The sequence below is a fragment of the Sulfitobacter noctilucae genome (assembly GCF_000622365.1).
In the GTDB taxonomy this organism is placed as follows: Bacteria; Pseudomonadota; Alphaproteobacteria; order Rhodobacterales; family Rhodobacteraceae; genus Sulfitobacter; species Sulfitobacter noctilucae.
In genome coordinates, this window is the sequence record NZ_JASC01000010.1 from 1 (window position 1) to 17,680 (window position 17,680).

The 17,680-nt window shown below is 58.1% G+C and carries 18 protein-coding genes; 2 read left to right on the top strand and 16 right to left on the bottom strand.

Translation table 11 applies throughout. The features are described 5' to 3' along the window. From Z945_RS0106365 to Z945_RS0106435, 15 genes are all read right to left on the bottom strand, one after another. Positions 1-561, bottom strand: a 561-nt coding sequence (locus Z945_RS0106365) for a serine hydrolase domain-containing protein (protein ID WP_025051271.1), incomplete at its 3' end; no start/stop codon positions are given. 27 nt (positions 562-588) lie between these two features. After that, the gene (locus tag Z945_RS0106370) at positions 589-1,272 is read right to left on the bottom strand and encodes an ATP-binding cassette domain-containing protein (protein WP_081780968.1); all 684 of its coding nucleotides are present in this window, start codon (positions 1,270-1,272) and stop codon (positions 589-591) included. A 14-nt stretch (positions 1,273-1,286) separates the two neighbouring features. Beyond that, positions 1,287-2,048 carry an ABC transporter ATP-binding protein gene (locus Z945_RS0106375; RefSeq protein ID WP_025051273.1) on the bottom strand — a complete coding sequence of 254 codons (762 nt, stop codon included), beginning with the start codon at positions 2,046-2,048 and terminating at the stop codon, positions 1,287-1,289. Next, a complete protein-coding gene (locus Z945_RS0106380) occupies positions 2,045-3,367 on the bottom strand; it encodes a branched-chain amino acid ABC transporter permease (protein WP_025051274.1) in 1,323 nt (440 codons plus the stop codon). The genes Z945_RS0106375 and Z945_RS0106380 overlap by 4 nt, the downstream gene beginning before the upstream one ends. Continuing rightward, a complete protein-coding gene (locus Z945_RS0106385) occupies positions 3,364-4,320 on the bottom strand; it encodes a branched-chain amino acid ABC transporter permease (RefSeq protein WP_025051275.1) in 957 nt (318 codons plus the stop codon). The genes Z945_RS0106380 and Z945_RS0106385 overlap by 4 nt, the downstream gene beginning before the upstream one ends. 84 nt (positions 4,321-4,404) lie before the next feature. After that, positions 4,405-5,649 carry a branched-chain amino acid ABC transporter substrate-binding protein gene (locus Z945_RS0106390; RefSeq protein ID WP_025051276.1) on the bottom strand — a complete coding sequence of 415 codons (1,245 nt, stop codon included), beginning with the start codon at positions 5,647-5,649 and terminating at the stop codon, positions 4,405-4,407. Positions 5,650-6,014: 365 nt separating this feature from the next. Continuing rightward, the gene (locus Z945_RS0106395; protein WP_338152102.1) at positions 6,015-6,815 is read right to left on the bottom strand and encodes an IclR family transcriptional regulator; all 801 of its coding nucleotides are present in this window, start codon (positions 6,813-6,815) and stop codon (positions 6,015-6,017) included. Positions 6,816-6,817: 2 nt separating this feature from the next. Beyond that, positions 6,818-7,849, bottom strand: coding sequence for a phosphotransferase family protein (locus Z945_RS0106400; protein WP_025051278.1), 1,032 nt, complete (start codon positions 7,847-7,849; stop codon positions 6,818-6,820). Between the two features lie 9 nt (positions 7,850-7,858). Beyond that, positions 7,859-8,509, bottom strand: a complete 651-nt coding sequence (locus Z945_RS0106405; protein WP_025051279.1) for a histidine phosphatase family protein — start codon at positions 8,507-8,509, stop codon at positions 7,859-7,861. Next, the gene (locus Z945_RS0106410) at positions 8,506-9,498 is read right to left on the bottom strand and encodes an NAD(P)H-dependent flavin oxidoreductase (protein ID WP_025051280.1); all 993 of its coding nucleotides are present in this window, start codon (positions 9,496-9,498) and stop codon (positions 8,506-8,508) included. The genes Z945_RS0106405 and Z945_RS0106410 overlap by 4 nt, the downstream gene beginning before the upstream one ends. Before the next feature lie 75 nt (positions 9,499-9,573). Then, on the bottom strand, positions 9,574-10,770 hold the full coding sequence (locus tag Z945_RS0106415; protein WP_025051281.1) for an acetyl-CoA C-acyltransferase: 1,197 nt from the start codon (positions 10,768-10,770) through the stop codon (positions 9,574-9,576). A gap of 25 nt (positions 10,771-10,795) precedes the next feature. Continuing rightward, entirely contained in the window at positions 10,796-11,722 is a 927-nt protein-coding gene (locus Z945_RS0106420) for an SDR family NAD(P)-dependent oxidoreductase (RefSeq protein WP_025051282.1), read from the bottom strand. Then, positions 11,722-12,543: an SDR family NAD(P)-dependent oxidoreductase gene (locus Z945_RS0106425; RefSeq protein ID WP_025051283.1), complete on the bottom strand. Its 822-nt coding sequence runs from the start codon at positions 12,541-12,543 to the stop codon at positions 11,722-11,724. Before Z945_RS0106425 ends, Z945_RS0106420 begins: the two co-directional genes overlap by 1 nt. 1 nt (position 12,544) lies before the next feature. Continuing rightward, complete coding sequence (locus Z945_RS0106430) at positions 12,545-13,660, bottom strand: acyl-CoA dehydrogenase family protein (protein WP_025051284.1); 1,116 nt, start codon at positions 13,658-13,660, stop codon at positions 12,545-12,547. Positions 13,661-13,670: 10 nt separating this feature from the next. Further along, the gene (locus Z945_RS0106435; RefSeq protein ID WP_025051285.1) at positions 13,671-14,837 is read right to left on the bottom strand and encodes an acyl-CoA dehydrogenase family protein; all 1,167 of its coding nucleotides are present in this window, start codon (positions 14,835-14,837) and stop codon (positions 13,671-13,673) included. Positions 14,838-14,975: 138 nt separating this feature from the next. Between Z945_RS0106435 and Z945_RS0106440 the strand changes: the two genes are divergently transcribed. Then, positions 14,976-15,974, top strand: a complete 999-nt coding sequence (locus Z945_RS0106440; protein ID WP_025051286.1) for an NADPH:quinone oxidoreductase family protein — start codon at positions 14,976-14,978, stop codon at positions 15,972-15,974. 7 nt (positions 15,975-15,981) lie between these two features. On the opposite strand, the gene Z945_RS0106445 is transcribed toward Z945_RS0106440, so the two are convergent. Further along, positions 15,982-16,635, bottom strand: coding sequence for a histidine phosphatase family protein (locus Z945_RS0106445; RefSeq protein ID WP_025051287.1), 654 nt, complete (start codon positions 16,633-16,635; stop codon positions 15,982-15,984). A gap of 40 nt (positions 16,636-16,675) precedes the next feature. On the opposite strand from Z945_RS0106445, the gene Z945_RS0106450 reads away from it, so the two are divergent. Next, positions 16,676-17,680 (top strand): NADP-dependent oxidoreductase, encoded by a 1,005-nt coding sequence (locus Z945_RS0106450; RefSeq protein ID WP_025051288.1) that lies wholly within the window; start codon positions 16,676-16,678, stop codon positions 17,678-17,680.

The window sequence follows — 17,680 nt, forward strand, 5'->3', positions numbered from 1 at the left end:
GATGATGTCGATCCCGACCGAATACTCCCAGCGCGTGCCGGGGCGGAATACCAAAGGCAGCGTTGCTATCGCATCCGCCGCTTCTTCCAACGTGCGTTTGCCAGGACCAAAATCCAGTCTGCCCTCGCTCATCGCGGCGGGCAGCGGGCCGGGGTTGAAGGAGTAGCTCATGCCGGATGTATGGGTCAGCAACTGGTGCAGCGTGGGCGGCGCGCAGGGCTCTGTCTGGTCCAGCGAGGTGGCACCGGGCACCAGAAACCGTGCATCGGCAAATCCGGGAATGAAATCGGACACCGGCGCATCGAGATGAACCAGACCGCGTTCGACCAGTATCATCAGCGCGACAGAGGTGACCGGTTTGGTCATCGAATAGATGCGGGCCATCGTATCACGCTGCCACGGTAGATTGCCTTCGATGTCGCGCAGCCCGCAATCGTGATAGAAAACCTCATCCGCGCCCTGCGTGATCAGCACCGCGCAGCCAGGATAGGACCGCCTGTCGACATAGCCCTGCATCCACCCTTTGATGCGGTTCAAACGGGTCTCGTCAAAGCGGCTCATGGCGCTCTCCTTATGATCTGGGCGAACTTAGACTTCGAGCCATTCCTTGCGGACGTCTTCGCGTGCCTTCAGCTCGGCCGGGGTGCCTTCGAACACGACCTGGCCGTGACCCATAACATAGACACGGTGCGCGATGTCCATGGCAATGGACAGCTTTTGCTCAACCAGTAGCGTCGAAATACCCTTGGCGGCAATGGCTTGCAGCACCTCTGCCACTTTTTGCACCATCTGCGGTGACAGACCTTCGGTCGGCTCGTCGATCATTACAAAATCCGGGTCGCCCATCAGCGTGCGGCACATGGTCAGCATCTGCTGTTCGCCCCCCGAAAGCACAGAGGCTTCGACGTCCGCGCGGCGATCAAGGTTTTCAAACATCTCGAACATCATCTGCATCGACCAGCGGCCTGCGCCATCCTTTTGACCGGGCTTGAGACCCAGCGTCAGGTTCTGGCGGGTTGTCAGGCCGGGAAAGATATCGCGGTTTTCCGGCACATACCCGATGCCCATATTGGCAATCTCGAACGCCTTCTTGCCGGATATTTCCTGGCCCTTGAACTTGACGGACCCTTGCGGTTCCACCTCGCCCATGATCGCCTTGCAGGTCGTCGAACGTCCCACACCGTTGCGGCCGAGGAGAGCGACAATCTCGCCTTCCTGTACGTTCATCGTCACCCCCTGCAGGATGTGCGACTTGCCGTAATAGGCGTGCATGTCTGTGACTTCGATCAATGTTCTGCCTCCAGTGCTGCGCCAAGGTAGGCTTCTTGAACCTTAGGGTCTGCCCGTACAAGTTCGGGCGTATTCGTTGCAATAATCTCGCCGTAGACCAGCACGCTGATCCGATCGGCCAGGCCAAAGACCACACCCATGTCGTGTTCCACCATGATCAGGGTTTTGCCCGCCGTCACCTTGAGGATCAGGTCGGTGATGTAATCGGTTTCCGAATGGCTCATCCCCGCTGTGGGTTCGTCCAGCATGATGACGTCGGCACCGCCTGCGATGGTGATCCCGATTTCAAGCGCGCGCTGTTCGGCGTAAGACAACAGGCCCGCAGCAAGATCACGACGCTCCAGCAGGTTGATCTGCTCCAGAATGGCATCGGCACCTTCGTTCAGCTGGCGCGACCGCGATACCAGATTCCAGAAGGAATATTTGTACCCCTGCGCCCACAAAAGCGCACAGCGGACGTTTTCAAACACGCTCATCTTGGGAAAGATGTTGGTGATCTGGAAAGACCGCGACAACCCTTTGCGGTTGATCTGATAAGGCTCGAGCCCCGCCAGATCCTCTCCGTGCAGCTTGACCGTACCCGCCGTTGGCGGGAACCGCGCGGTGATCAGGTTGAACAGCGTGGACTTGCCCGCGCCGTTCGGCCCGATGATCGCGTGCCGCTCGGCCTTGCCGATGGACAGATCAATCCCGCGGATGATCTCGGCTTTGCCGAAGCTCTTTTTAAGACCCTTAAGCTCAAGTGCTGGTGCGCTCATGATGTGCCTCCTGCGGTGTTGGCTTCATCCCAAGCTTCTTTCATCTCGGGCGCGGTCATTTTAGCGATGCCAATCCCAATCGCCGCGACAGCGATGGCAATTATCCATGGCAGCACCGAATGGCTGTCGAAGGTTGTCCAGAAGAGGGTCATTTCGTTATCCCCCGTGGCCCCGTGGCGGAAGTGGAACGTCATTTCGATCAGGGCACAGATGCCCAGAACACCAATGGCCGCCGGGATCAGGGTTTTGAAGTAGGGCACAACCAGTCCGCTCATTTTACCGAGCTTGAATGCCGGCACATGCATCATCAGCAAGCCCGCCAGACCACCGGGGAAGAACATCACCGTGGCAAGGAACAGTGCACCGGCGTAGATTGACCACAGCTCTGTCTGAAGGCTGAGCACTGTTTGCAGAAGCGTAAAGGCAATTGCACCGATGATCGGGCCAAAGAAGAAGCCCACACCCCCAAGGAAGGTTACCAGCAGGATCACACCCGAGGAGGCCGCGTTCAGGTTCTCTTCGGTCAGGATCTCATAGCTGATGGCAAAGAGGCCACCCGCGATGCCGCAGAAGAAACCAGAGGCACAGAAGCTGTAGAAGCGGACCCAGCGGGCGGAGTATCCGAGGAACTGCGCGCGTTCGGGGTTGTCACGCACCGCATTGGCCATCCGGCCGACCGGTGTGCGCGAGAAGAGATACATCAGCGCCGCCGACAACATCAGCCAGAAGGAAATCAGATAGTAGACTTCGATCTGTTTCAGGAACTCGACACCAAAGAACGGCAAACCATAGGTCCGGTCGCCCGAAATACCTTCCTCACCGCCAAAGAAGGCGACGATGATGACCGAACAGGCGGCAATCAGTTCACCCACGCCGAGCGAAATCATCGCAAAGCGTGTGCCTGCCCCCGAGGTCGAGAAGGAGCCAATAAGCATCGCAAACCCCATCCCGAACAGACCACCAAAGAGCGGCAACAGCGGCAGCGGGAAAGCAACGCCGTAGTCTTCAACGTAGTTCATGATGTGCATACAGAAGAAGCCGCCAAGACCCATGTAGACTGCATGGCCAAAGGACAGCATCCCGCCCTGCCCCAGCAACATGTTATAGGCCAGCGCGAAAATCACCGTGATCCACATCTGGTTCATGATGGTCAGCGCGGAATTCGAGGTGAAGATGAAAGGCATCAGCATCAGCGCGATGCCTGCGATTATCCACGGTCCCAATGTGATGGTCATTGATCCTGCACGCATCCGTTCGGATGGCTTGCTTGGATCGGTTGTGATCTGTTGCTTTGGATCTTTGGTCATCTCGTCGGTCATGATTCACGCTTTCCGAAAAGGCCCGCAGGACGGAAGATCAGGATCAGCACCATCAGGATATAGGGCAGGATGTCTGCGATCTGAGGGCTGGTGATGGTCCACAAATCCCGAAACGGATTGTCGCTCATGTTTTCGGGTGTGGCGATGCCGATCCCGTTCAGGATGTCGGACATCGCGATGTTATAGGATTTGGCGAATGTGGTGATCCACCCGATCAGCAGGGACGCGACAAGCGCTCCCCAAAGTGAGCCGAGACCCCCGATGACGATGGTCACAAACACGATGGAGCCGAGGACAAAAGCCATGCCTGGGAAGGTGCCCAGCACCGGCCCCGCGATCACACCGGCCACGCCAGCCAGCGCCGTGCCGACACCAAAGACCCCCATAAAAATCAGCGGCACATTGTGCCCCAGCGCTTCGACCGTACGCGGATAGCTGAGGGCCGCCTGGATGATCATGCCGACCCGAGTCTTGGTCAGGATATAGAGCAACCCGATGAAGATGCTGATCGAGATGAAGATCATGAAAATTTTATAGGCGGGGATCGAATTGCCCGCGATGGAAAAGGCCGTGAAATTCAGCACCTCTGGCACCGAATAGGGCATCTGGTTCTTGCCCCAGATAAACTGCACCACTTCTTCAATCAGCAGCGCCAGACCGAAGGTAAAGATCAGCTCGGGCACATGGCCGTATTGGTGGACGCGTCTTAGCCCGTACCTTTCAACACCTGCACCCGCCAGACCGACAATCAGCGGCGCGATCAGCAGGCCCATCCAGAACCCGATAGCTAGGCTGATGGAATAGGCGAAATAGGCACCCAGCATATAAAAACTGGCATGGGCGAAGTTAAGCACACCCATCATAGAGAAGATAAGCGTCAGGCCGGCGGAAAGCATAAAGAGCAGCAGTCCCGTCACCAGCCCGTCAATCAGATTGACGAGGATGAGTTCCATCGGTCCCCCAAAAGGTTAGCGGAAAAGAATAGGCAAGACGAAAGTCCCGCCGCGGACGCTCCGCAGCGGGACCGGATCAAACGCTTATGGGCGCTTCATCTCGCAGGTTGTCGGGCTGTCCATAGACGCCATCTCGATTGTCGATTCGGTTTTTACACCAAACGTCGAGCTGTCGTATGGGAACTCGATGTCCTCGTCCGTATGAACACCGATATGCATGTCCTGGATCAGCTGGTGATCCTGTGGACGCATGAACAGTTTGCCGCCCCACATGGAGTCGTACTCCATGTTTTCCAGTGCATTTGCCACGGCAACAACATCATCTGCAGTCCCGGCTTCTTTGATCGCCTCTGCCAGCATGCCGATCGTGTTGTAGATACGGCTCTGGTCGATGTTGCCATCGGGGTGACGCTCGAGGAACGAGTTATACGCGTCACGGGCACGGTCAGACCCGATCGGGTTGATAGACCCCTGGGAGATCAGACGGATACGATCCTTGCCACCCTCGCCGAAGGCTGCCGTCATACCGGAACCAGCCGCGTAATATGTGTAAATCGGACCTTCGAAACCGTTTTCGATGATCGACTTGCCGAGGCTCAGCATGTCCGCACCCCAGTTACCTGTGATCACAGCATCCGCGCCGGAGGCAACAACCTTGCGGGCGTAAGGCGTGAAGTCCTTAACCTTGCCAATCGGGTGCAGTTCGTCGCCGACGACTTCCATTTCCGGAGCCTTCTCGCCCAGCATCTTGTTCGCGGCAGCAGAAACAGCCTTACCAAAGGAATAGTCCTGGCCGATGATGTAAACTTTTTCGATGCTGTCGTCTGCTGCGATCACATCGGTGAGCGCGTCCATCTTGATGTCTGCGTTCGCATCAAAACGGAAGTGCCAGAAGTTGCACTTGTCGTTGGTCAATGCCGGATCAACCGCTGCGTAGTTCAGAAACAGAACACGGCTGTCGGGGTTGCGGCGGTTGTGCTTGTCAATTGCTTCGGTCAGCGCGTTCGCAACACCGGAGGAGTTACCCTGAACGATGTAACGGATGCCTTGGTCAATCGCGACCTGAAGCTGGATCAGTGATTCTTTGGGGCTGATCTTGTTGTCGAAACCGACAACTTCCATCGTCTGGCCATCCAGCAGACCACCTTCGTCGTTTACCATGAAATCCACGGCATGTTCGAACTGGTGCAGACCGTTGGTGCCGGTGCTCGCAAATGGGCCTGACAGCGGATCAATAAACGCGATCTTGATGTCTTCGGCGAATGCAGCCGTCGCACCAATGATCAGTGAAAGCGCGGATACAGCGCCGAGTTTGGTAATTTTCTTCATGTGTTCCTCCCTAGGATAAGCTGCGCCCCTATTTGTATTTTCAGGGTCATTAGCTATGGCAAAGACTTGCATACCCCCTGACAAAGTCAAGGCCGCAGATGGCCCGTGCCCCCGCGTCACTTTTCGCGAATTCAGACAGGATCACGTCCTGGCCTGAAGGCCTTGCTGAAAAACAAGGCGCAGATTGTGACGCCGTAGCATTCTGATATTGCTATAGTTTTTCGGCTGCGCGACAACATTTAGTGCAAAACCCTGCAAGCCGGACTGGTGCGCCCGGCTGCATGTCGACGCTTTGATCTGCCGGAAAAAAACAGGGGCGGGTCGTTGGTAACAGTTCCGCTATGCGAAACCATTCTCCGCCCACATCACGCCTCGGCTGAAATACTCAAGTTCTGCCCCGCCTTGATCAGCAAGGGCCCATAGGTATTCTCAAGCTGTTTCGGTTTTACGCGAAAGGATGGCCCGCCCACGTTCAACCCATAGACCCGTGCGCCCCCCAGCGACAGGACCGGCACCGCAATGCCGTTCACATCCGATCGCCAGGCTCCATACCCGGTGCAGAAGCCCTTGACGCCGTAGATTGCCTGCGCTTCGACGAATAAAGCGCGGCCCTCTTTCTCGATCTCCGCGCCCTCGCGACCTGCCGTTTCGAACACCGCCTCGCGACCATCGTCATCCATACCGATCAGAATGGCCTGCCCGATGGCAGAGCGGAAGATCGGCAACCGCGTGCCCACACGAATGGCCAGCGTGACCCCTTCGCAAGAGTTGCAGGTCGCCAGATAAACCGCATCCAGATGATGCCGTTCGGCCAAGGCGGCAGTGATATAGGAATTGGGACCATCACGCAGTTGCTCCATCTCGATCTGCGCGCGGTCTGCCACATCAAGCGAAGAAAGAACGCTGAAGCCAAGGTTCAGCACGCCCGCGCCCAGCCGGTAGGTGCCGTTTCGCGGGTCCGCGATCAGATAATCCAGCGTGCAAAGCGTATGCGTCAGCCGCGAGATCGTCGCCTTGGGCAGACCGGTCCGTTCGGAAAAGTCGCTATTGGTGAGCGTGACCTCATCATTGCCAAAGCAGCGCAACAGCTCCAGCCCGCGGGCCAGCGCTGTGACAAAGTTGCGGTCTTTGCCTTCGTCTTCAGCAATGTTCAGATCGTCCATCATGCCTAGCCGCGCCGCAAGGCGTCCAGCCCGTGCTGCGCAAAAACCGGCACAAATTCACCCAGCTTCAGAGCACGTTCCGGGTTTGAGGCGTTGCCGTCCAGTCCGCGTTTCAGAACACCCTGAATGATTCCGGCCATGCGGAAGAAACAGAAGCCAAGGTAATAGCCAAAGTTGTCGATGCCATCCAATCCGCGTCGCTCGCAATATTTGGCGATGAATGCTTCGTCCGAGGGCAAACCAAGGGCGGCACGGTCCAGACCTCCCATGCCGCGGCCTTCGGTGCCGGACGGCAGCTGCCACTGCATGATGACTGCGGCCAGATCGGCAAAGGGGTGACCAATGGTTGACAGCTCCCAATCCAGCACTGCGCGACAATCGGTCGTTTCGGCGTCAAAGATCATATTGTCGAGCCGGTAATCCCCATGCACCAGCGTCCGCTGGCCATCGTCTTCGGGCTGTGCTTCAACCAGTTCAACCATCAGCGCATCCATCGCAGGGTTCTTCTGGGTCTCAGACGCTTTGTACTGCTTGGACCAGCGCCCCACCTGACGCTCGAAATAGTTTCCCTCGGGGCCATAATCGCTTAGCCCGACAGCGTCGATATCCACTTGATGCAACGCCGCCAGAACGCGGTTCATATCGTCAATAACCCCGGTCCGCTCCGCCGGTGTCAGACCCGGCATTTCGGGTTCGTTGAAATTGCGGCCCGGCACATGGTCCATGATATAGAACATCGACCCGATCACGCTGTCATCCTCGCACAGCAAATGCATCTTGCTGACCGGCACATCCGATCCTTGCAACGCTTTTTGCACGCGGAATTCACGGTCCACCGCATGGGCCGATTTCAACAGAACCCCCGGCGGTTTGCGCCGCAACACATAATTATGCGCCGGCGTCTTCAGCATGAAGGTCGGATTGCTCTGCCCCGTTTGAAACTTGGAGACCGTCATCGGCCCTTCAAACCCTGGCAGATGTTCCGAAAGATAGCTGGCAACCGCCGGCTCGTTTAATGTCTGTGTGTCTGCGGTCATGCTCTTCCCCTAGCTGTAGCTTAGCAGCTTCGCGCCCGAAGGCGTCATAAAATGTGGTGTGGCGTTGAACTCGCTCAAAGAAAAACGTGGGCCTTTGAACATGAAACGCGTCATCGCCGTGTTTTTGATTTGCAGGTTCAATTCCATCATATGGCGTTTGTCTGCGCCAAGCGCATCGCGTGTCAGCTGGCCGATCACGCCGCCGGACGAAATGACCAGAACGCGTGCGGCATCCGTGTCGCAGGCGAAAGCGCGGGCCGCGTCAATCCGGGCCGTGAACTCCGCAAATGTTTCTGCCGCACCATCAAAGGCCGCATCCTGCCATTCGAACACCGTCTCGCGCAGGGCCCGGAAATGTGTCTTGCGGTCGCCCTTGACCAAGTCGGGCACATTGCCTTTGAACCGCGCCTGCAACAGATCACCGAAATCATATTCGTTGAAGCCTGCGTGCTCTTCGGGTGCTTGGGTAAAGCCCATCGAAGCCAGCGTCTCTTTTTGCCGCCGGAGTGTGCCGGTCACCAGACGGTCCGGCACCCAGTCCATCTCGCGCAGCAGCGCGCCGACGGCCTGTGATTGCCGGTGACCCAGATCGGACAGCACATCATAATCGTCCTGTCCAAAGGAAGCCTGACCGTGGCGTATGACGAGAAGTTCGCTCACGAAAACTCAGCCGCCAGTTTCTTGCCAGCAGCGAAATATTCGTCTGCCATGCGGTCCACAATCGCGCCTGCCGGTCCGACCGACTTGATCGCGCCGATCCCCTGCCCCGATCCCCAGATGGTTTTCCAGGCTTTGGGCTTTTCACGGTCCGTCCCGAAGTTCATCGAGGACGCATCCGCCGTCGGCAGATTGTCGGGGTCCATGCCCGCGTTTTTGACCGACCCTTTCAGGTAATTGCCCCAAACGCCCGTGAAGAGCGAGGAATAGACAATATCCTCTGCCCCGGATTCCACGATCATGTCCTTGTAGCCCTGATCCGCATTCGCTTCGTCCGTGGCGATAAACGGTGATCCGGTATAACCTAGGTCGGCCCCCATTGCCCGCGCACCCAGCAGAGATTCACCCGTGGCGATCGAGCCGGACAAGGCGATCGGCCCATTATACCATTCGCGAATTTCACGTACCAAGGCGAAGGGCGATTGCTGCCCCGCATGGCCGCCCGCGCCAGCAGCAACAGCGACAAGACCATCGGCGCCCTTCTCGACAGCTTTATGCGCAAATCTGTTGTTTATGATGTCGTGCAAAACGATGCCGCCACAGCTGTGCGCCGCCTCGTTCACCTCGATCCGTGCGCCCAGGCTGGTGATCCAGATCGGCACCTCATGCTTCACACAAATCTCCAGATCCCGGTCCAACCGCGCATTGCTGCGGTGCACAATCTGGTTCACAGCATATGGAGCAGCAGGGGTGTCCGGATTGGCCTGGTTGTGGCGGTCCAGTTCTTCCTTGATCTCGGTCAGCCAGGTGTCGAGCAGCGGATGCTCGCCCTCGCCTTCCCGCGCATTCAGCGCCGGAAAAGATCCGACGATCCCGGCCTTACACTGCGCAATCACCAATTTAGGGACTGATATGATGAACAGTGGCGAAGCAATCAGCGGGATGCGCAGCCCTTGCAGAGCGCGGGGCAGGTGGGAATCGTCGCGGGGCATAGAATCTCCAAAAGCATTCATATTCACGGTAAGGGGGCGGGTAAAACCGCCCCTCTTGTTGGCAAAGCGCAAGACTTAGAGGACTTCGAACAGACCCGCAGCACCCATGCCGCCGCCGACACACATGGTGCAGACAACATATTTCGCGCCGCGCCGTTTGCCTTCGATCAGCGCATGGCCCACCATCCGCGCACCGGACATGCCGTAGGGGTGGCCAATTGAAATCGCACCGCCATTCACGTTCAAAAGCTCGTCCGGGATGCCCAGCACATCACGTGACTGGATCACCTGAACGGCGAAGGCTTCGTTCAATTCCCACAGACCGATATCGTCCATTTTCAACCCGTGCGCTTTGAGCAAAGGTGGCACAGCATAGATCGGGCCAATGCCCATCTCGTCCGGCTCGCAGCCCGCCGCCATCACACCGACATAACGGCCAAGTGGCTCTAAACCGGCTTTCTCTGCAGCTTTCGCTTCCATAACCACCGAAGCAGAGGCACCATCACTGAGCTGCGATGCGTTGCCCGCAGTGATGTATTTACCTTCCTGGATGTGGATCCCGTTCTTGTGTACCGGCTGCAGACCGGCAAGGCTTTCAGCAGAGGTGCCGGGGCGGTTGCCCTCGTCTTTTTCCAGCGTCACTTCATGTTCGCTGATTTCCTTGGTCTCTTTGTTCTGCACCATCATTTTGGATGTCAGCGGCACGATCTCGTCGTCGAACTTGCCCGCTTCCTGCGCCTGATGTGTGTTTTCCTGTGACCGGGCTGCATATTCGTCCTGCCGCTCGCGGCTGACGTTATAGCGCTCGGCGACTGTTTCGGCTGTCTCCAGCATGGACATATAGATCTCTGGCTTGTGCTCTTTCAGCCAGCCATCGGCCTTCACCCGCATTTCGGGCGTTTGCACCATCGAGATGCTTTCGACGCCGCCACCCACGACAACATCCATACCGTCCATGACAACCTGTTTGGCCGCCGTAGCAATCGCCATCATGCCGGACGCACACTGACGGTCCATCGACATGCCCGCCACCGTGACCGGCAATCCGGCACGGATCGCTGCTTGCCGCGCGATGTTGCCAGCGGAATGGCCCTGTTGCAGCGCCGCACCCAGCAGCACGTCCTGGATGGATGCCGGATCAACGCCTGCGCGTTTCACCGCATGGGCAATGGCATGACCGGCTAGTTCCTGAGGCGTGGTGTTGTTGAAAGCGCCGCGATAGGCTTTGCCGATGGGCGTCCGGGCGGTAGATACGATGACTGCGTCACGCATGGTATTTCTCCTTGGTTAATTCTGTTTACCAATCCAGCTTCAGGCCACGGGCCTTGGCTGCATTGAGGGCGTATTTCTTGGTTTGGCTAAAGGCGTCCTGCAGTTCTTCCTGACCTGTAGGGTCGTTCATTTCTGCAAAGCGCGCTGCAACGGCTTCGGGCGTATTGTCGTCGTCAAGCAGGGTGATGCCTTGGGTCTCATAGACCCGCGTCTGGGCAAAGCTGCCGGCACCTGCACCCAGAATAAAGCGGCTCGGGGCGTCTTCGGATACCAGATACAACAAGCCCGGCGTAATCGTTTCAGGGGCCAGCAGGGCCGCAGCTTCGGGCGGCAAAAGCTCTTCGGTCATCCGTGTCGCAGCGGTGGGGGCCAGCGTGTTGACGCGGATATTGTCCCGCGCCCCTTCCATGTGTAGCACATTCATCAGGCCCATCATCGCCGCTTTGGCAGCGCCATAGTTGGACTGGCCAAAGTTGCCATAAAGACCGGAGCCAGAGGCCGTGAACACAATCCGCCCGTATTTCTGCTCGCGCATGATCGGCCAGCAGGCATGCGCCACATTGGCAGAGCCGATCAGATGCACGTCGACGACTTTGCGAAAATCAGCCATTTCCATCTTGGCGAATGTCTTGTCGCGCAGGATGCCTGCGTTGTTCACTACGATATCAATGCGACCCCAGGCGGCCATCGCCTGCGCGACCATATCGGTCACGCCGTCCTCGTCCGACACATCACAGCCATGGGCAATCGCATCACCGCCCATCGCCTTGATCTCTTCGACCACGGCCTCGGCGGCCTCGGACGATGCACCTGTGCCATCCCGGCTGACACCCAGATCATTTACGACAACCCGCGCACCGCGTTGTGCCAGCCCCAAAGCGTGGGACCGCCCCAGACCGGTGCCTGCCCCGGTGACAATCGCCACCCGTTCGTCAAACCTGATATCGGCCATCAGTGCAGCGCCTGTTCAAAGATATTCGGCCCTGACATCACGTTAATGCCGCCCGACACGGGGATGATCGCGCCCGTGACATAGGAACCGCCCTGCCCGCACAGAAACAGCATACAGCCCGCGATATCCTCGTCGCGACCCACGCGCTTCAATGGCACATCCTTGCCCACCTTGCCGCGTGTGTCTTCATCGGCTGTGGCAAAGGCTGTCATGCGGGACACGAACGGCCCCGGAGCCAGTGCGTTGACCGTGACATGCTGACCGGCCAGTTCCTTGCCCAGAATACGAGTCATGTGATGCACCGCTGCCTTGGACATCGAATAGGAGTACGCACCATCGCCCATCTCGCGTTCGCCCATGACAGAGCCAACGTTGACCACCCGTGCGGGGTCATCCTCTGAAGTGGAGGCAATCAACATCGGCAGCAGCTTTTGCGTCAGGTCAAACATGCCCGCCACGTTTACATTCATCACCTTTTCCCAGGCATGATGCGGAAACTGACCCAACGGCGCGCCCCATGTGATACCGGCGTTGTTCATCAGAATGTGCAGGCTGTCTGTCCGTTCTTTCACCGCGGCGACAAGCGCATCGATGCCTTCCTCGCTGCCGACATCGCCGACAAATCCAATCGCCTTGCCCGATGCTCCCAACGCGTTCAGTTCCTCCGCCACAGCTTCGCAGGCACCTTCCTTGCGGCTGGCCATCAGCACGGTTGCGCCGGCGCGCACCAGTGCTTCGCAAGCCATGCGGCCAATTCCTGTGGCACCGCCGGTGACCAGCGCAACCTTGCCTTCCAGCCCGAATAGAGACTGTATATCCATTTTAGAACCCTCTCGCTGCTGCGATTTTCTCGGCGTGGTAAGAGTAATCCCCCAGCCATTCCGCACCCACGCGGGCACGTTTCATATAGAACCCCATATCATAGGCGTCCGTCATCCCGATCCCGCCGTGCATTTGCACACCTTCGATTACAGCCAGTTTTGCCGTGTCGGTGGCGCGGGCCTTGGCCAGTGAGACCGCCAGCTCCGCGCCTTCGGGGTCTGTGTCCAGCATCCGGCCCGCATTAAGGATGGCGCTCGCAGTCACTTCAATCTCGCACCACAGATGGGCAGCGCGGTGTTGCAAGGCTTGAAAGCGGCCAATCTCGATACCGAACTGTTTTCGCTCTTTTAGATAGCCCACGGTCATGTCGAATGCGCCTGCTGAAAGGCCTGTCATCTCGGCTGCCAAAGCCGCCTGCCCTGCCTGCAACGCGGGCCGCAGTACGTCCATCGCCTGATCTACGGCCCCAAGAACATCATCGCCCGTGGCTTCGACGTTCTCGAAGGTGATCCGCGCCGCATCGCGGGCGTCGATCATATTGGAGGCATCGCGCTGCACCCCGGCACGATCGGCGGGAATATCAAACAGGGTCAGCCCATTCTCGGTGCGTGCAAGAACCAGCAGCCGGTCCGCAAGCGCACCATCCACAACGAATTGCTTTTTACCGTTCAGGCGGAACCCGTTGCCATCGGCGCTGGCTTCCATCTGGCAGGCATCAGGATCGAATTTGATCCCTTCATCCACCGCCAAGGCATAGGTTGCCTCACCGCTTGCGATCCGTCCCAATGCCTCGGTCGCGCGTGCATCAGATACCTGCCGCAAAGCCGTCGCCGCGATCACGGCGCTTGAGATGAAGGGCGATACCGCGAGCGTCTTGCCCATTTCCTGCGCAATCACATTTGCCGCCGCAAATCCCATGTCAGAGCCGCCTGCATCCTCCGGGACCAGCACCCCGGCCCAGCCCATGTCGGCCATTTCTTTCCACATCTCGCGGTCGAAGGTCTGGCCTGCGTCCCGCATTTCGCGGAATTTGGAGACCGGAGCGGACCCATCCAGAAACCCGCGCGCCATATCGGCCAGCATGGTTTCTTCTTCTGTCATTACCAGTTTTGCCATTTTTATGATCCTACGCCGGAAGCCCAAGTACACGCCGCGATACGATGCTCAGCATCACCTCGCTCGTGCCACCTTCAATCGAATTCGCTTTGGTGCGCAGCCAGTCGCCCGCGCGGTTGCCCAGAGGGCCATCCCATTCCAATGCATCCGATCCACCCGCCGACATCATCAACTCGTGCCGCTGCTTGTTCAGCTCGGTGCCCATGTATTTCAGCATGGCGCTGGCATCACCCGCGCCCTGCCCCGCCTCGGACTGGTCCTTGTACCGCTCCAGCGTCAGACCAATCGCAAGCGCGTCAACCTCGCAGCGCATGGCATCTGCCCGCAGGATTGCGTCCATATCGTCGATCGTATCTGAAATCACAGCACCCAAGGCGCGGCCGCCACCGGACAGCCCCGCACCCCCGCCCGAGATCATCTCGCGCTCGTGGGTCAGCAGGTATTTCGCCACATCCCAGCCTTTGTTTTCCTCACCGACGATCTGCTCTTTGGGGATCACTGCATCGGTAAAGAACGTCTCGCAGAAGGGGGAAATGCCGCTGATCATCTTGATCGGCCGCGTCTCGACGCCCTCTTGCTCCATGTCGCAAAGCAGGAAGGAAATGCCCTTGTGCTTTGGTGCCTCGCGGTCGGTTCGGACAAGCGCGAAAATCCAGTCCGCCTTGTCGGCATAGGAGGTCCAGATCTTCTGGCCGTTGATCAACCAATGATCGCCCTTGTCCTCGCCTTTGGTCTGGACATTCGCCAGATCAGAGCCTGCCCCCGGCTCTGAATAGCCCTGACACCACCTGATCTCTCCGCGTGCGATGGGCGGCAAATAATGCAGCTTTTGTTCATGCGATCCGAAATGCAGCAAAGCTGGCCCCAGCATCCAGATGCCGAAGCTCTGCAAGGGCGAGCGGGCATTGATGCGGTCCATTTCTTCGACAAAGATCTTTTCCTGGTCACGTGTCAGGCCCGCGCCGCCATACTCAACCGGCCACGTCGGGACCGTGTATCCTTTGGATGCACACCGCTCGAGCCAGACCTTCTGCGCCTCGGATGTGAATTTCCAGTTTTTGCCACCCCAGCAAATGCCCTCCTCGGTCATTTTACCGTCGCGCATTTCCTCCGGGCAATTCTCTTCTAGCCACGCCCGCAACTCCGCGCGGAATTCTTCTGTGGGGTTCACAGTCATTTTCGATTTCCTCCCTTGGGACGTCACGTCAAATAGCGGACATCCATTCCGCTGTGCAGAATGGCGAACCGAATTGCGATTGACAAGACAGGACGCCACGTCCCAGTTTCAACAGGCGCAATCGGGAGGATGCACAAGATGAAAGCGATGTTAAGCAAAGAGGTTGGTGGACCGGAAACACTGGTTCTGGAAGATATGCCAACACCGGAACCGGGCAAGAAACAGGTCCGAATCAGAGTTCATGCCGCAGGCGTCAACTTTCCGGACACGCTGATTATCCGTGATATGTATCAGGTAAAACCGCCGCGCCCTTTTGCGCCGGGCGGTGAAATCGCGGGCGTTGTCGAAGCGGTTGGCGAAGGCGTCACCACGCTTGCCGAAGGGGACCGTGTGTTGGGCATGTCCGGCTTTGGTGGCTTTGCAACACATCTGGTCATGGACGCTGAGCGGGTTATCAAAATCCCGGATGCCATGCCCTATGACGAGGCTGCCTGTTTTGTCCTGACCTACGGGACTTCGCATCATGCGCTCAAGGATCGGGCCGCGATCCAGCCGGGCGAATCCTTGCTGATTCTCGGGGCCGCCGGCGGTGTTGGTGCCGCCGCGATCGAGCTGGGCAAGGCCGCAGGCGCGAAGGTGATCGCCGCTGTTTCCTCCGAAGAGAAAGCGCAGTTCTGCCGTGATCTCGGCGCGGATGAAACGCTGATCTACTCGCGCGACATGTCCGACCGCGCCGTGCAAAAAGATTTCTCGAACGAGATCAAAAAACTCTCGGGCGGTGAAGGTGTCGATGTCGTCTATGACGCGGTGGGCGGTGATTATGCCGAACCTGCTGTGCGGGCGCTGGCCTGGAAAGGCCGTTACCTTGTCGTTGGCTTCCCGGCGGGCATTCCAAAAATCCCGTTGAACCTGACACTGCTCAAAGGTTGCCAGATTGTCGGCGTTTTCTGGGGTGCCCATACGGTGCGCGAACCGCAGAACCACGCGGAAAACATGAACGATCTGTTCAGCATGTACGCTGATGGCAAGGTCAAACCGCGCATCTCGGCCAGCTATCCGCTGGAGCAAGCAGGCGACGCCTTGAAATTGCTGTCAGACCGCAAGGTTCTGGGTAAAGTTGTGGTGACGATGGACTGACCCGGTGTCAGTCCCGCAGATGCGACACGTCGTTGAAGCCACGCAGAATCATGCGCTTTCCATGAATCACAAGGCGCGAAATCGACCCGTTGTTCGCGCCATTGAACGCGAAAGCGGGCGATCCTGTGGCCACCGCCAAAGACGCCGCCACGACGCCGCCGTGCACCACAACGGCGACCAGCTCGTTGGGGTGCGCGGTCGCAATCCGCTGCAATCCACGCGCCACCCGGGTTTGCAACTGCGCCGTCGTCTCCGCACCGGGGATCTCGCCCCATTCCTGTCGGTCCCGCGCACGGATGAAAGCGGGGTCTTGTTCGGCGGCTCTGAAGCGGTATTCGCCACCGTCCCAATCACCCAAGAAAACTTCGTGCAGATCGGGGTCAATACGCGGTTCAAGGTCCAGATGCTCCGCCAAAGGGGCCGCTGTCTGATGCGTCCGCACCATTTTAGTGACGTAAATCGCCTTAATAGGCTCTGCTTTCAACCGTTCACCGACACGCAAAGCCTGTTGCTCTCCGATGGGCAGCAAGGACGGGTCACCCTGCCCATCCACCAAGGGAAAGCTTTCCCCTCGCACCGCCTGCTGTGTCTCACCATGTCGAATCAACAGCAAATCTGCTGCACCTTCGGGCAGTACGAACTGGTGTTGTTTTCCGCTCATCTCAATTCCTCTCTCTTTTCCCTGCACTAGGACATATTCCATGACGAACCGCCAGATCACTGTTGAAGAACTGCCTGCCGACGCGCTGTTGCCGGAACACTTCAAGCTTTCAGAGACCGACATGCCCGTGCCGGGTGACGGCGAATTGTTGCTGCGTGTCATCCTGATGTCGATTGACGCGGCTAATCGCTCTTGGTTGCGCGGGGCGACCTATCGCGCGGCTGTGAAAAAGGGCGATCCGATGCCTACCTATGCCATCTGCGAAGTGGTCGAATCGAACAACCCTAAACACAGCCCCGGCGACATTGTCGCCTCCGAAGCTGTTTGGGCCGATTATGTCACCGCCAAGGCACATAAAGTAGAGAAACTCCCCAAGGTAGAGACACTTTCCCACCTCATGTCTGTCTACGGGATTGCGGGCAAAACCGCCTATCACGGGCTGATGTCCATTGGTCAGCCTATGGCGGGCGAGACGGTTCTGGTTTCCGCTGCAGCCGGGTCGGTCGGCGGATACGTCGGCCAGATTGCCAAGGCTTTGGGCTGCCGTGTCGTGGGTATCGCGGGGGGTGCTGCAAAATGCAAATGGGTGGTCGATGAAATGGGCTTTGACGCCTGTATCGATTACCGCGAAGCGGGGCTGAGCAAGGCGCTGGCCGCCGCCTGCCCTAATGGTGTGGATGTATATTTCGACAATGTCGGCGGCAAGATTCTGGAATCCTCGCTGAACTTCATGAACGAAAAAGGTCGCGTTGTCTGTTGTGGGGCGATCAGCCAATACGACACCGACACACCCACAGGTCCGCGCAACCTGCCGGGTGTGATCGTGGTCAAACGGCTCAAGATGGAAGGCTTCATCGTGATGGATTTCGCCCATAACGACGCCAAATGCATCCGTGCCATGCAGCATTGGGTCAGCACCGGCCAAATCAAAGTAACCGAAGATATCGTCGAGGGGCTTGAAAATGCGCCTCAAGCCCTGATCGGCCTTTTGGCTGGTGACAACAAAGGCAAGCGCTTGGTGCGTGTTGCCGCAGACCCAAGTTAA